Annotated in this window: 10 protein-coding genes and 2 pseudogenes; 5 read left to right on the top strand and 7 right to left on the bottom strand. The window is 61.4% G+C overall.

Annotated features, from left to right (window positions below; genetic code table 11):
- The first annotated feature begins 19 nt into the window (after positions 1-19).
- Positions 20-1,681 (top strand): GMC family oxidoreductase, encoded by a 1,662-nt coding sequence (locus tag J4E08_RS06010; protein WP_349537707.1) that lies wholly within the window; start codon positions 20-22, stop codon positions 1,679-1,681.
- Between the two features lie 36 nt (positions 1,682-1,717).
- Positions 1,718-4,228, top strand: coding sequence for a CoA transferase (locus J4E08_RS06005; protein WP_349537706.1), 2,511 nt, complete (start codon positions 1,718-1,720; stop codon positions 4,226-4,228).
- Positions 4,229-4,505: 277 nt separating this feature from the next.
- Here J4E08_RS06005 and J4E08_RS06000 read toward each other — a convergent pair whose 3' ends face one another.
- The 4 genes and pseudogenes from J4E08_RS06000 to J4E08_RS05990 all read right to left on the bottom strand — a co-directional run bounded on the left by J4E08_RS06000 (position 4,506) and on the right by J4E08_RS05990 (position 7,155).
- Positions 4,506-4,973: a TRAP transporter large permease subunit gene (locus tag J4E08_RS06000; RefSeq protein ID WP_349537705.1), complete on the bottom strand. Its 468-nt coding sequence runs from the start codon at positions 4,971-4,973 to the stop codon at positions 4,506-4,508.
- A 127-nt stretch (positions 4,974-5,100) separates the two neighbouring features.
- Positions 5,101-5,432, bottom strand: a pseudogene (locus J4E08_RS24490) (TRAP transporter large permease subunit).
- Positions 5,433-5,480: 48 nt separating this feature from the next.
- Positions 5,481-6,028, bottom strand: a pseudogene (locus tag J4E08_RS05995) (transposase); the annotation flags it as partial.
- A gap of 185 nt (positions 6,029-6,213) precedes the next feature.
- On the bottom strand, positions 6,214-7,155 hold the full coding sequence (locus J4E08_RS05990) for an MYG1 family protein (RefSeq protein ID WP_349537704.1): 942 nt from the start codon (positions 7,153-7,155) through the stop codon (positions 6,214-6,216).
- Between the two features lie 170 nt (positions 7,156-7,325).
- On the opposite strand from J4E08_RS05990, the gene J4E08_RS05985 reads away from it, so the two are divergent.
- Positions 7,326-8,009 carry a hypothetical protein gene (locus tag J4E08_RS05985; RefSeq protein ID WP_349537703.1) on the top strand — a complete coding sequence of 228 codons (684 nt, stop codon included), beginning with the start codon at positions 7,326-7,328 and terminating at the stop codon, positions 8,007-8,009.
- A gap of 2 nt (positions 8,010-8,011) precedes the next feature.
- Here J4E08_RS05985 and J4E08_RS05980 read toward each other — a convergent pair whose 3' ends face one another.
- Together J4E08_RS05980 and J4E08_RS05975 are read right to left on the bottom strand one after the other, a co-directional pair.
- Positions 8,012-8,419, bottom strand: a complete 408-nt coding sequence (locus J4E08_RS05980) for a c-type cytochrome (protein WP_349537702.1) — start codon at positions 8,417-8,419, stop codon at positions 8,012-8,014.
- 72 nt (positions 8,420-8,491) lie between these two features.
- Positions 8,492-9,964: a bromoperoxidase gene (locus J4E08_RS05975; protein WP_349537701.1), complete on the bottom strand. Its 1,473-nt coding sequence runs from the start codon at positions 9,962-9,964 to the stop codon at positions 8,492-8,494.
- 258 nt (positions 9,965-10,222) lie between these two features.
- On the opposite strand from J4E08_RS05975, the gene J4E08_RS05970 reads away from it, so the two are divergent.
- Complete coding sequence (locus tag J4E08_RS05970) at positions 10,223-12,265, top strand: S8/S53 family peptidase (protein ID WP_349537700.1); 2,043 nt, start codon at positions 10,223-10,225, stop codon at positions 12,263-12,265.
- A 66-nt stretch (positions 12,266-12,331) separates the two neighbouring features.
- Here the strand turns inward: J4E08_RS05970 and J4E08_RS05965 are convergent, their stop codons facing one another.
- Complete coding sequence (locus tag J4E08_RS05965; RefSeq protein ID WP_349537699.1) at positions 12,332-13,183, bottom strand: phosphatase PAP2 family protein; 852 nt, start codon at positions 13,181-13,183, stop codon at positions 12,332-12,334.
- Between the two features lie 132 nt (positions 13,184-13,315).
- Between J4E08_RS05965 and J4E08_RS05960 the strand changes: the two genes are divergently transcribed.
- Positions 13,316-13,492, top strand: a complete 177-nt coding sequence (locus J4E08_RS05960) for a hypothetical protein (protein ID WP_349537698.1) — start codon at positions 13,316-13,318, stop codon at positions 13,490-13,492.
- Positions 13,493-13,716 lie beyond the last annotated feature (224 nt).

The following is a 13,716-nucleotide window of genomic DNA, read 5'->3' as shown; positions in this document are numbered from 1 at the left end:
CATGCAGGGAGACACCACCATGACCGAGACGGGACCGCAATTTGATTTCATCGTGATTGGTGCTGGCTCTGCGGGGTGCCTGCTGGCCAACCGGCTGAGCGCGGATCCTGCCAACAAGGTGCTGCTGCTCGAGGCGGGCAAGCCTGACAATTACCACTGGATTCACGTCCCCGTCGGATACCTTTATTGCATCGGCAACCCTCGCACCGACTGGATGTATTCCACCGAACCTGACAAGGGCCTCAACGGGCGCACCCTGCTGTATCCGCGCGGCAAGACGCTGGGCGGCTGTTCCTCGATCAATGGCATGATCTACATGCGCGGGCAGGCACGCGACTACGACAACTGGGCGGAGCTGTCGGGGGATGACGCATGGGGGTGGGAGCGCTCTCTGGCCGACTTCATGGCGCATGAGGACCACCACAAGCTTGACGATGGCAACGATCCGGTGACCGGCGACAACAGCCGGTTCTCTGACATGCATGGCTCCGGTGGCGAATGGCGCGTGGAAAAGCAACGTCTGCGCTGGGACCTGCTCGACAGTTTTGCCGACGCCGCCACCGAGATCGGCATTGAAAAGACCGACGATTTCAACAGCGGCGACAATGCCGGTGTGGGGTACTTCGACGTCAACCAAAGGTCCGGCTGGCGGTGGAACACCTCCAAGGCATTCCTGCGCCCTGCCAAGAAGCGCCCGAACCTGACCGTCTGGACCGAAGCGCAGGTCGAAACCCTGACGTTCGAGACCAAAGACGGCCACCTGCGCTGTACCGGGGCAAAGGTCAATCACAAGGGACGGACCGTGCCCGTCACCGCTCGGCGTGAAACGGTGCTGTCGGCTGGCGCGGTGAATTCCCCGCAGATTTTGCAGCTGTCGGGGATTGGTCCGGCGGCGGTGCTGAAGGAGCACGGTATCGAGGTGCTGCGCGATGCGCCGGTGGGCGAGAACCTGCAAGATCACCTGCAAATCCGCGCGGTGTACAAGGTCAACGGCACAAAGACCCTGAACACTCTGGCCGCCAACCTGTTTGGCAAGGCGATGATCGGCGCGGAATATATGTTCAAGCGCACCGGCCCCATGAGCATGTCGCCCAGCCAGCTTGGCGCGTTCACCCGGTCGGACCCGAGCCGCAGCCATGCCAATCTGGAATACCACGTACAGCCGCTGAGCCTTGAGGCCTTCGGCGACCCGCTGCATGCCTTTCCGGCGATGACGGTCAGCGTGTGTAACCTGAACCCGACAAGCCGGGGCACGGTGCGAATTCGGTCGGCCAATTTCCGTGATGCACCGATGATTTCGCCCAACTACCTGGACACCGCCGAGGATCGCAAAGTCGCCGCCGACAGCCTGCGACAGGTGCGCAAGATCATGGAACAGCCCGCCATGAAGCGCTACAAGCCCGAAGAATACAAACCCGGTCCGCAGTATCAGACCGATGAAGATCTGACGCGGCTGGCGGGTGATATTGCCAGCACGATCTTTCATCCCGCAGGCACCGTAAAGATGGGGCGCGACGATGATGACAGCGCCGTTCTGGACCCGCACTTGCGGATGAAGGGCGTGAACGGTCTGCGCGTTGTGGACGCCAGCGTCATGCCTGAGATCACCAGCGGCAACACCAATTCACCGACCTTGATGATCGCTGAAAAAGCGGCTCGCTGGATTTTGGCGGGGCACTAACCCTTTCAGACCCCTCTCTTTCCCTTCGGAGGCCACATGCGTCAGTCATTTTCCAACCTGCCCTTGACCGGGGTCAAAGTGGTCGATTTTGGCCAGTACATCGCAGGCCCCGCCGTGGCGATGCTGCTGGGAGATCTGGGCGCGACCGTGGTGCATATCGACCCGCCCGATGGTCCGATGTGGGACAGTCCGGCCAACGCCACGCTGATGCGCAACAAACTGATCGTGACGCTTGACCTGAAGACGGAGGAAGGGCTGGAAAAGGCGCGCGCGCTGTGTGCCGAGGCTGACATCATCGTCGAGAACTTTCGCCCCGGAAAGCTGGCCGCGCTGGGGATCGACTTTGCCATGATGCGCGAGGAACGCCCGGAACTGATCACCATTTCGCTGCCGGGCTTTGCCTCCAACGACGCGGAGCGCCGTGAGCAGCGGGCGTTCGAAAGTGTGGTTGCGGCCAGCTCTGGCGTGTTCACCGATATGGGGTTGAACCGGGTTTTGATGGGGCTGAGCCCGTCGTTTTCTCCGCTGCCTCTGGCGTCGGCCTATGCCTCGCAAATCGCGGCATCAGCCACGGTTCTGGCGCTGCAATCGCGGCAGTTGACCGGGCTTGGCGATCAGATCGAAGTGCCGCTGGCCGCCGCCGTGATGGAGGGGCTGTGCTACAACTCCATCAAGGTCTCGGACATGCCGGAGCGCTATCTGACCCAGCGTGAGACGGAAATCGAGCGGCGCCGCATCGAGGGGCTGCCCATGAACGTGTCCTACGAGGATTTGCAGGAGCTGCTGGACCCGTTTTTCCGCAGCTACATGTGCAAGGACGGACGTATGTTCTACGTCGTCTGCCCCAGCCACAAGCATCATGCGCGACGTTGTCTTGAGGTGCTCGGCATATACAACGAGATGATCGAAGAGGGGCTGACCGAAGAAGAAGACACCTACAAGCCGGTGTCCGAGTGGGAAACCGACACCTCGCTTGGCGTCTATCCCATGCCGAAATTCTGGGCCGACAAGCTGGCGGCGCGGATGAAAGAGATCTTTATGACCCGCACCTCGCACGAGTGGAAGCGGATGTTTGGCCGGGCGGGCATTCCCGGCGCGCCGCAGCGCTGGCTGCAGGAGTGGATCAACGACGAATACGCCGAGGCCGCCGGTTTGATGATCGACGTCTGGGATCCGGAATACGGAGAGATGACGCAGCCCGGCCCCATCGTCTGGATGGAGGAAAGCGGCGAAGAGGCACTCAGCCCCGCGCCGCGCCGGTGGGTCGAATTCGATGAGGCACTGAAAAAGCTCAAAAAACTGCGGACCGACATCCCGGATCCAGAGGACGGCATCGCGCAAGAGGGGTGGCTGTCGGGTGTGCGCGTGCTGGACATGTGCAACGTCATCGCGGGGCCGCACTCTGCCAGCTACCTTGCGCGTTTTGGCGCGGAGGTGATCAAATTCGATCCGGCGGTGCCGCTTTATGACAGTTGGAACACCGTGACCTATGGGCTGAGCCAAGGGCGTGGCAAGAAATCCATCCTCGCGGATGCCAAGTCGGAACACGGGCGCAAGGTGCTCGAAGATCTGGTGAAATCCGTTGACGTGATCTTTTGGAACGCTCCGGACAGCCAGATCAAGCGGATGGGACTGGACGCCGAAAATCTGCGCAAGCTGAATCCGGAGGCGATCTTTTGCAAGCTGGACTGTTTCAGCGGTGTCCGGCGCGGGGTGCGGACTGACTACATCGGCTACGACGATCTTGTGCAGGCAACCACGGGCATCATGCTGCGATTTGGCGGGGCGATGGACCGCCCCGAAGAGCATGCGCATGTGGGCACCATCGACGTGATGTGCGGCTTTGGCGGAGCACTGGCGGTCGCGAGCGCCCTGTATCAAAAGCACCGCTTTGGCCGCATTGGGCGTGGGCGCACGTCGCTGAGCGCCAACAGCGGTCTGTTGCAGATCCCGTTCGCCTATGACTTTCGCGGGCGCGGCTTGTTCGACGAGCCGTCGGGGCCGGAGGTCAACGGCTACGACTCCCTTTCGCGGTTCTACAGCACGGCGTCGGGCATCTACATGCTGCTCTGCGCTTACGAATCCGACCTGCCAAGATTCCGAAATGTCGAAGGGCTCGAAGAGCTGCCTGACATCCCCGAAGAAGAGCGTGCGGCCTTCCTTGCCGGGGCCTTCCAGATGCATCCTGCGACGGAATGGATTACGCGCCTGCGCGCGGCGGACATCGGCTGTGCGATCTGCAACAACATCGACGCCCTGCGATCCGAGAACCTGCGCGAACCCGATGGTACGCCCGGCACCGACAACGGCAGCTATTCCTTCTCACATTACGCAGATCACCCCAGCGGCCATGAGATCATCCAGCTGGACCCCTACGCGGTACGCCCCACCCGCGGGAAGGTCTACGCGCTTTCACCGACGGAAAAGTTTGGCACCTCGACGCGCACCATCCTCAACGACCTTGGCTATTCTGACGCGGCCATCGAGCGGATGCTGAAGTCCGGTCAGGTCAGCGAAAGCTGGAGCAAGGAATACTTGCCAAGCTAAAGGCACATCATATCGGGTGCATCCGCGTGGGGAAAACACGTATTCCTCACGCACCGCCCAGCACGACGTGAACAGGCCCTTTGCAAACGGGATCAAGCAGAAGCGACAGCGCGCGACCGGCTTCGAAAGCGGCCTTCAGGGCCAGATTGCGCCGACCCTATGGGGACCGGGCGGCGCAGATCAACTGGCTTCGCGTGAGTTCCATGTGTGTGACTTTGCGGGCTTTGATACGCCACGGCAGATGCCCTTCGACAGGTTATGCCGCGCGTCCTCCGTCTCAGGCCACCGCAAAATCGTGTCTGTGTTGGTTTTGATCCGGCTCACACGCCTGCCAAGCCCGTTGATGCAACGCGCTGACGGCCGTCACGACGAGCAAAGCCACACACACACGAAATTCAGAACGAACAGGCCCCCCAAAATGCAGCGGGTCAATGCCATGGCTGGCCGTGATAGAAACAAACAAAGGCACCTGCATGATATCGGCCCCTTTGAATTCCATGAACATGCCATGGCATTCAGCCAAGAGGCAGAGGAACACAAAGGGGCGTCGCGCGCCGTCCTGAAGCAGAGCTGCCAGCTGGAACGCGTGCATATCGACGGTGAACAAAAACGTGACGGTCGCGGCGATGGCAATCATCGCTGCAACCAGCGTCTGCGTTTTCGCTGCGGTCAGAAGCACGCCCGGCAGATTTGAAAATTGTAGTCTTCGTGTGACCAAAAGCCTGATGAACGAGGTGTAGACCACGCCTTCTTGCGATCAGCCGGCACAACGCTGGCCATAAACGTGTCCGCCGAGGCTTATGGATGAGCCCGCCATGAAGGCCTAGACGATCATCGCACCGGACTGAACCCAAGGCTGTCAGCCGCCGCGATCACACCACGGGAAGCCCCAGTCCGTACTGCTTGCGGAGCCATAGCGCCAAGGACAGGGCTGAGGCATCTGCTACCGCCCCTGACACCGAAGCAAGTCCAGCCCTGGACACGATCGCCACCTGAGCCATCCCGCTGCGCATCCGCCCGATGATGGCATTCAAAAGTTCACCAACCTCACAATGATGCCCCCCATGAGCATCCACTCGCCTGCCATCATGAACAACGGGATGGAGATCAGCAGAACAGAATTAACCTCATTCATCAGCCGCGGTGGGAAAACGAGAGCGCCAATCCCGGCCATCCACAGAACTGCAAGCGCCGAAACCCGCAGCGAAAAGGCCAGCGGTAGCCCAAACAGGACGAGGATCAGGAATGTGATCGTGACGAACAGGTTGAGCGGACGTCCCCGGCTGTCGCAAATGGCATGCAACTTGGTCCCTGTCGGGACATTGCTGCGCACTGCCCTGCTGGGCAACGGTTCATGCCGCCCTTGGTGAGACCGATCAAGCGTCCACACCCCCCCCTTTTTCGCGGCCATGCTGGTCGCGGTACGGTGGGCCTTCAGGTGGGTGGCGTCCACTGCCCGGCAGGGTACCACGAAGCGATGGCCCGAGAGGGGATCATCGCAGTCTTCTCTTCGCCGTGTTCGGCAGCTAGGCCGACCATCATCCGGGCGAAGATGCCTTGTTCGTGGCGGCACTCGGATCGGTGGCGTTTGCCACTAGCCCCATCGCTTACAACGATTATAGAGCGTTTTGTGTGGGCCCTAGGCCGATGGGGCGTCGCGCCAACTCAACCCGTTTCGATTAATGAAGATAATGCCGCTAAACACACGTCGATCATCACGCGTGGCTTGCCGTGGGACTCGGGGAAGAAGGGCTCAAGACTCGTCACCTGCGCATCCGTCAGCCGGAAGAGATCAGACATGGTCACCGCGCGTTTTTCGAAGCGTGAAACAGGCCGCTGGACGGAAATCAAAGGGTCCTGACCCTAGACAGCCCGTCTGACAAGGCGCCCAACGATCAATGACAGCGCGGAAGAAAAATCCGGCTGCGACATTGTGCAGGGCTCATAAGTTCAAGAGCGGAAACAACCCGAGCGCAGCGCGCCTTTCAACCTACGTGAGCAGCCGAATCTGCCTCAGCCGCGGTCACGGCGATCTCTGCCATTTTCAGAACCGCCTCACGCGAGCTTGCCACGGCGATGAAACGACCGTTGTGGCAAAACTTTGCGCCCTTGACGCCACTCGCCGCCTCCAAGGCCTCATCCGTCAGCCCGGCCCAGGCTTCTGGCAGATTGGCGCGCTGCTCAAAGCTGTCACCGCTGACGCGAATGCCGGTCAGCGCCCAGTCGGCGTCGCGGGGGTGCACCACAAACAGCAGGTGGTCCGCGCCGGTCTCTTCGACGGCAGAGCGAAATGGCATCCCCATCGGCAGTTCCAGAACGCGCCCCGTACCGGCGGCTGTGATGGCGTCCTTCACCATGTCAGAGGCACGCAGTTTCGCGTGTTTGCCACGCACTGACGCCTCCACAAAGCTGCGCGCAACAATCAATGCATTGGCAAAGGCCGCATCATCAGCACCGTCTCCGCGATCATCGAACACCGGTTTGAGCGTTTCCAGCAGCACCGGCAGGGTCAGCCCGGCCAACGGACCGGCGACGGAGGGTTCCATCGCGCCGTTGTCCATCAGGTCGATGGGCAGGACAAAGCCCGTATCCATCTTAAAGTGCACATCGGCACGGTGCTCCTCCGGCACGCCCATCGCCTCCAGGTAGGCGAGGCCATAGTGCTTCCAGATCAGGCCAAAAGAGCTGTAGGGCTGACCGTCCTCTCGGCTGGGCGCGGGACGTTGATGGTGATCAAAGACCTGCTGCGCCGCGTCATACTCCCGGCCCACATCATAGACGATACGATCCGGCGAGGCGCTGATCCATTCGGGCTCGCGACTGCGGAGGATGGTTGCGTCAGGATAAAGCCGGGTGAGAATTACGGAGGACAGAAGCTCATCAGCGTGGAAACCGCCCGAGTGGGTCACGAGGTGCGTAATGGTCATGTCGGTCCCGTATTTTGATGTCGCCGCGCTCATACAGCTTCACGACTTTACAAAGCCCTAAATAGGGACGCAACGGGTCTGCTGGGTAAAGCCATTGGCATTCCATTCAAAACGGACCCTACCGCGGTCGTGACTGGACAAGGCACGCATGCCGGGTGATGCTCTGCCTCATGCGCGCGATGATGCTTTTGTTCCTTTTCCTGGCAGCTTGCGGGCGTCCCTTGACGGACCCCGAAACCGCCTATCTGCAGGCCATTCACGGCGAGGATCTGGACACCTCCAGGATCCGGCTTGTCGATGGGCACTTCGCGGGAGAGATGACCTATCGCATCCCGGTGCGCCCCCGCACCACGTGTCAGGAACGGATCTGGCCGCCGCTGACAAAGGAAACAGAGATCACCGTTGCCCCGGCTGCCACGGTTCTTTTCAACAAGGTGCTGATCCGCGACGATATCTTTCGTGAAGATTTCCTCAAAGGCTACCCCGAAGAGGTCGATCTTTATAATGCGATGCTCCTTGCCCATGAGGCGACGCACGTCTGGCAATGGCAGAACCGCAAGCGCACCGGCTACACACCGCTGAAGGCGCTGAATGAACATGTGACGCAGACAGACCCTTATCTGATTGACCCGGACAGCGACACGCGGTTCCTTGATTTCGGCTACGAGCAGCAGGGCGCCATCGTGGAGGAATACGTCTGTTGCCGCCTGCTTGATCCAGACGCGCCGCGCACCGCGCGACTGCGTGCGATGATCGGCGCGGAGATGCCCGTAGACCGACTGGACCGCGCCCTCGGCGCACCGCGCGTTCGGGTGCCTTGGCCCGGCGTTCAGACCAAGGATATTTGCCGCTAGCATCATTCGATGCGCTGAATGTCCAGCAAATAGGCCACCAGATCCACCACCGGCTGGGACGTCTGAACCACCCGGCCCGTTGGAGTTTTGATCGGGACGTCCAGAACGCCCTCGAAGTAGTCGCCATAGACCGGCATCGGAGAGCCGTGGCTGACAAGCGGATCACGCCCGTCGATCCGTTTCACCACACGCTCCAACGGAAATTTCCCACCGTTCTGAATTGTCAGTTCGGTCAGGTTCACAGGCTTTTGGATCAGCGCACCGGCCATGGGCCCGTTGCCCATACCCTCGAGCCCGTGACAGGTGGCGCAATGCGTCTGGTAATGCGCGCGTCCGAGATCCGCGTCCTGTGCAAGCACTGGTCCCGCGAGACACATGAACGCTGCGAAAAGTATTTTGAATGTTGGCATGGCATCCTCCTGTCGGGTGCCTGCTCGTTATTGCATGGACCAAGGCGTCAAACCCTGACCTGCATCAAGGTGTCAGACAATCGCCATCAGGTGCTTGGGCCCGCAAGCCTCCTGCTGCGACCACGGCAGCGGGCCGCTCTCTCCATAAAGCTTTGCCACCCCACGCCCGAACTGGCGCGGCTGTGCCACGATGTGCCGCGGCTTGCCGTCGAATGCAGTGAAGTCCAGCGTGGCAGGGCGATTGTCTGCCTCCAGCATGTCGCGCAGCAGGTGCAAGGCGATCATCTCACCCGCGCGAAGATCGCGCAGGTTTTCCACCGGGTGATAGCCCCCGGACACGACACGGGCGAGGCTCATATTGGCCACCAGCATGTCGGCCTCCTGCGCCAGGTCCATAGCGGAGCCTTGCGTGCCGACGCCCTCACAATGCACAGGGCGCGCGGTATCGAAAACGGCCTTCATCAGTGTCGCCATCGCCCCGGCAACGGCCAGATGCGGTGCACAATCGGACGCCATCATGTACTGACGGTCGGCTTCAACCAATGGCAGGAAGAGGCTGTTCTGAAAGCGTTGTTGCTTTTGTCGCAGAGAGGCATTCGTGCGACTGACCCAGTGCAACAGGTTGGGCGACGCCGCCGCCAATTCATCTGCCGCCGCCCGCACCGACGCGGAAGAGGGCGCATCACCCCGTTCCTCGCGGGCCAGCCAGACTGTCATCCGGGCGGCCGTGACGCCGGGTCTTGGCAACCTGCCGGGCGCGCGGGCCTGCATCAATGTGGCGCGGGTCGCCCGCCCCTCTGCCTGCGCCATCAGAGACATCAAGCGTCCGCCCCGCCACGGCGTATCCCCGTGACATAGGCCGCCATCAAAGGTCGCACCGTTTGCCAGCGCCGCAAGGGTCGCATTGTGAAAGGGCCGCGCGGGCTGCAAGTGGTGCAAACGTTCGGCCATATCGTCCAGGCTTTGCAAACGCGGTTCTGGCATGACGATATCCCCGGGCATGCAGAGCCCAGCGCCGCTGTGCCGGCCACACCACTCAAGCCATGCCGACATAGGCGCTTCGTTGTGGGGCGGGCGCTGCGCCGGGTCGCGGTCGGCCACCGCGTGATCGGCCTGCCACAGCGCCGAAAGACGCGCCGCGCCCATGGACGCCACACCACCACGAAACAGAGTGTTCAGCGTCAACTGCCCTTCGCCGTTCCACCGCAACGAACGGCGCTCCTGCGCAGTGGCAGACAAGTCCCGTGCCGGAAGCTGGCCTGCGTCGTACCAGGCAAGCGACCGCAACTCGCACAGCAGTTCGTGCAACGTAAAACTGATCGCCGCATCCACACGAACCTTGCAGTGCGGATCCTGCAAATCGGCCAGCCGCTGCTTGCGGAGCAACGACATGGCAAAAATCTCGGCCATCTCTGCCGCCAGCTCAGCGGCGGACATCTCCGGGACGGTCAGCGGCGCGAGGTCCACTTGCGGAACGGCGCAGGCGCCACCGCCTTCGATAACCCGGAAGGGGCGTTCGCTATCTGTCGTCTGCGTGCTGGTCATGTGATCCCCCAAAGGACGATTGCGCTATGCGCCTTGTGACGTTGCGTTAAAATTACATTGAGAGGCCTGCGTGATTGCAGCGTGATCAAAAGAGGGCTTCAGCGTGAATCCGTCTCATCGTGAGCAGGAACCGTCACCGCAAACGGTGCAAACTGCCGTGAATTCTGCGCAAATGGTCAAGACATCCCAGAGGCTTGCTTGACCGATGCCCTCGAACCGCCTTTGCTTGCCTTATTTTGTGACAACGGGGAATTACGCATGGCTTCCTACCCATATTTCAAGTGGACCGCCCCGCGCGCTGCACATTTCAAAGATTCCTACCTCGACTGGTCGCGCCTTCTCACAAAGCGCGCTGACGCCTTGCATCCAGCGCGGCCCGACGGCGGCACCGACTATGAACCGATCTTTATCCGGCTCTTGGGCGACACCCCGGAAGCTGCGCGCACAGCGTTCAAAGCAGCCGTGGCGCAGGACAGCACCCTGCTGATGGACCCCCACGAGGCACAGGCGCTGGACGCGCGCATTGACGACCCGAACATGCTGAGCGGCGTGCCGGACGAATACGCGCTTTACCGTCGTGTCGGGACACCGGACACGCAGCACGCCGCCTTGTTCGAGGTCTTGGACACCGGCGTGCCGATCCGCCTCGACGATACGCCCAGCGCCCCAGGCCCCAAGTCGTCGCCTCAGTCCGCCACACACAGCCCCGGCACGCCCATCGTGGCGATCATCGACGATGGCATCGGCTTTTTGAACCAGCGGTTTCGGCGCGGCACAGAGACGCGCTTTCACGCCATCTGGCTACAGGCACTGGAAAGCCGCAGCGCCGAGGGCGGCGTGCTTTCCGGTTTGGTCCTGAACGCCGACGATATCGAGCCGCTGCTGGCCGAGCGGGAAACCAAGGTCTACGGAGCCCTCGACACCTATCTCAACAGCCCCATTGGACGGGTCTCGCGCGCGCATGGCACCCATGTTCTGGACCTTGCCGCCGGGGCCGATCCGAACAGCGGCGACCCGGTCGCGGACTGGCCTTTGCTGGCGGTCCAACTCCCGGCGGAGACAGTGGATGACACCTCTGGCGTCTGGTTCGAAAGCTATGTTCTGCAAGGGCTTCGCTGGATTTTGCGTCAGGCGGCGAGCGTCGATCCCTCCGCGCCGGTCATCGTGAACCTGTCTTTGGGCGTGTCGGCGGGACCAAAAGATGGATCGCGCTTTGTCGAATGCCAATTGGCCCGCGAAGCCGAACGCTGGGAGGCCGCGACCGGCCAGCCCGTGCGCCTCGTCTGGTCCTTTGGCAACGGCTACCGCGCCGATCTGAATGCACGCTGGGAACTGCCCGGTTCGGCAGAGGTCACTGTGCGTGCCTTGCCCGACGACATGACGTCCAGTTACGTAGAACTGCATCTGCGGGACGCCGCGAGCAGTGCGTTAAGCTTGAACATCACCACGCCCGATGGCACCGCCTCTGGCCCGCTGAGCGTGGCGGAGGGGGAGGTCTGCTCCCTCGAAAATGCCCATGGGGACGTGGTAGCCCGCCTGTATCATCAGCCCTCTCGCGATCAGGGCGAAGGGGTGGTCGAAGCGGCACATTATGTCCTGGCCTTCGCACCGACGGTCGCCCGGAAAACAGGCGAACCCGTCGCACCTCCGGGCGCATGGACGATCGCGGCAGAGGCTGACGTGCCCGGCGAACTTCTGGTCCAAATCCAGCGCGACGACAGCCTGCCGGGCAGCGCGCTGCGCGGACGTCAGGCGCATTTCGACCATGCAGGGTCGTATGACTGGAACGCCTTCACGGCCGACTACACCCGCCCCGGTCCCAACGGCCCCGTCTGCCGCGACGGCAGTCACAACGCCTTGTGCACCGCGCAGGCGCGGCAAGTTGTGACGGTGGGTGCCGCGATGTACACCGGGCGTCTTGCAGGTCAGACGCCGGAAAACTACGAGCCCGCCGTTTATACCGCGCAAGGGGCAAGTTGGGGTCTGGTCGGGCCGACCGTCTCTGCCCCCGTTGAAATCGGCAGAGCCTCTGGCGGCATGGCTGCAACCGGATTGCTGTCTGGTCAGCGCGCGCGCATCGGCGGTACCAGTGCAGCCGCAGGCCGTGTGACCCGGGCCTTGGCCTTGTCCGCAGGGCGGCTGCAAGAAAACCTGTTCAAGTCAGAGAGCACACAACTGGACGATTTCGACCCTGACGTGCTCGATCTTTTTGCAGTGCCGGACACGCAGGCGGACCGGCTTGGCGCCTATGTCGTCGTCCCTCTGCCAGCCCGCAGCAAAGCGCAAACAGAGACCGCCTGAAGCGACAACCGGGGCGCCGTGCCTGCGCCCCGGTTTTTTTTTGCCGCGTTCAAACGGTGGTTGGATTCACCATTCGGCTTTGGCCTCTTGCCACATGTCACGCAGCCATGCCGGAACAAGATTGGGATCTAGCGAAACGGTGCTGGTTTCGATGACATTGGCATCCTTGAACGCATCCGACAGCAGGGCCAGGGTGAAATCGCCCTCATATGTGTCGCCGTGATACAGGCGTGCAGTTGTTTCCGTTTCACCGTCAAGCAAGCGGACCAATGCTTCGGCCAGTGTGACGCCCATCACCGCACCCGCCATGCTGTCGCTTGGGAAATGGACCCCGGCTATGGTGCGGTTCATGGCGATACGTTCTGCGTGGCGGAACAGTTCGTTGCCGTTGGCAATCTCTTCGGCGGGGTTGAAGCCTCGGTTATAGAACAGCCTTGTCAGCAAAGTGGCAGAGGCAAAGCTCTCGGTCGCGTGACCTGAGGGCCAAGTGCCGTGCGGCGGGGTCTGAATGATTGGCTGAACTTTGCAGGACATGGCAATCGGACGCGCCGCATCGAAGCCATGCTTTAACGGCATCTCCAGAGCGGTACACAGTCGGTAGATCGCCTGATTCAGGCAGAGTGTCCACTTTGTGGCATCCGGGGCCATGTAGCCGACCAACGCAAAGAAGCTCTGGACGTCGCCGGTCTGCATGATGATCTCGTTGAGCCGATCGGCACGCAGGTCAGCATAAGTGCGCAGCCACGGAAGTTGCTTTTCAGCAAGGAACGCGTTGGAGGGCTTTTTCAGCGTGACCACGGTTTGCCCGGCCACCGACACCCGCCCTTCGGTGTTTGCGGCTGTGCCGTCGTCGAGCGCGACACCGGAGAGGGTGTTCAGCACAGTGTCCAGAACGGCGCGCCGCTGCGAGGACCCCATGGCTTTCAAAGCGGACCAGCTTGACCGGTTGGCATTCATCGGTTCGCGGTCAGCGCTGCCATCCCAGAAGCCCACAGTCCCATCGCGCGCAGCTCCCAAAGCCGATCCGGAAAACCCGGTGTCGGGCCCGCCTTGGTGGTTCTCGGTGGACTGGTGGTTTTGGTGGTTCTGATGATTTTGGTGATTCTGATGGTTCTGATGGTTCTGATGGTTCTGATGGTTCTGATGGTTCTGATGGTTCTGATGGTTCTGGTGATTTTGATGGTTGTCGAGACCGAACAAACTCATGGCAAAAGTCCTTCCATATAAACGCTGCCATGTTGGCCAGCACCACAGTGTGCGTCAAAAGCTGTCGCTTGACGCTAAGACTATTTACGGAAAATTTACGCCTGTTGCGAGGTTGAAGGTCCGATGCTAGCTTCCTTAAGGTAATTCGGAGGTTGACATGGCGGGGTACAGGCAGAATCTGTTCAAGATTAACGTGCTCGGGCCGTTGCGGTTAACCTCAGTCACGGGTGTGGACCGGACCCCTA

Origin of the sequence: Sagittula sp. NFXS13 (genome assembly GCF_040148795.1) — a bacterium.
GTDB lineage: Bacteria > Pseudomonadota > Alphaproteobacteria > Rhodobacterales > Rhodobacteraceae > Sagittula > Sagittula marina.
Note: the sequence above shows the minus strand (reverse complement) of the source record. Positions and strands in the feature narration are given on the sequence as shown.

What these genes read in the sequence shown, in the direction of transcription:
- J4E08_RS06010 (WP_349537707.1), top strand. Translation starts at nt 20, where the DNA reads ATGACCGAGACGGGACCGCAATTTGATTTCATCGTGATTGGTGCTGGC.
- J4E08_RS06005 (WP_349537706.1), top strand. Translation starts at nt 1,718, where the DNA reads ATGCGTCAGTCATTTTCCAACCTGCCCTTGACCGGGGTCAAAGTGGTC.
- J4E08_RS05990 (WP_349537704.1), bottom strand. Translation starts at nt 7,155, where the DNA reads ATGACCATTACGCACCTCGTGACCCACTCGGGCGGTTTCCACGCTGAT.
- J4E08_RS05985 (WP_349537703.1), top strand. Translation starts at nt 7,326, where the DNA reads ATGCGCGCGATGATGCTTTTGTTCCTTTTCCTGGCAGCTTGCGGGCGT.
- J4E08_RS05980 (WP_349537702.1), bottom strand. Translation starts at nt 8,419, where the DNA reads ATGCCAACATTCAAAATACTTTTCGCAGCGTTCATGTGTCTCGCGGGA.
- J4E08_RS05975 (WP_349537701.1), bottom strand. Translation starts at nt 9,964, where the DNA reads ATGACCAGCACGCAGACGACAGATAGCGAACGCCCCTTCCGGGTTATC.
- J4E08_RS05970 (WP_349537700.1), top strand. Translation starts at nt 10,223, where the DNA reads ATGGCTTCCTACCCATATTTCAAGTGGACCGCCCCGCGCGCTGCACAT.
- J4E08_RS05965 (WP_349537699.1), bottom strand. Translation starts at nt 13,183, where the DNA reads ATGGGGTCCTCGCAGCGGCGCGCCGTTCTGGACACTGTGCTGAACACC.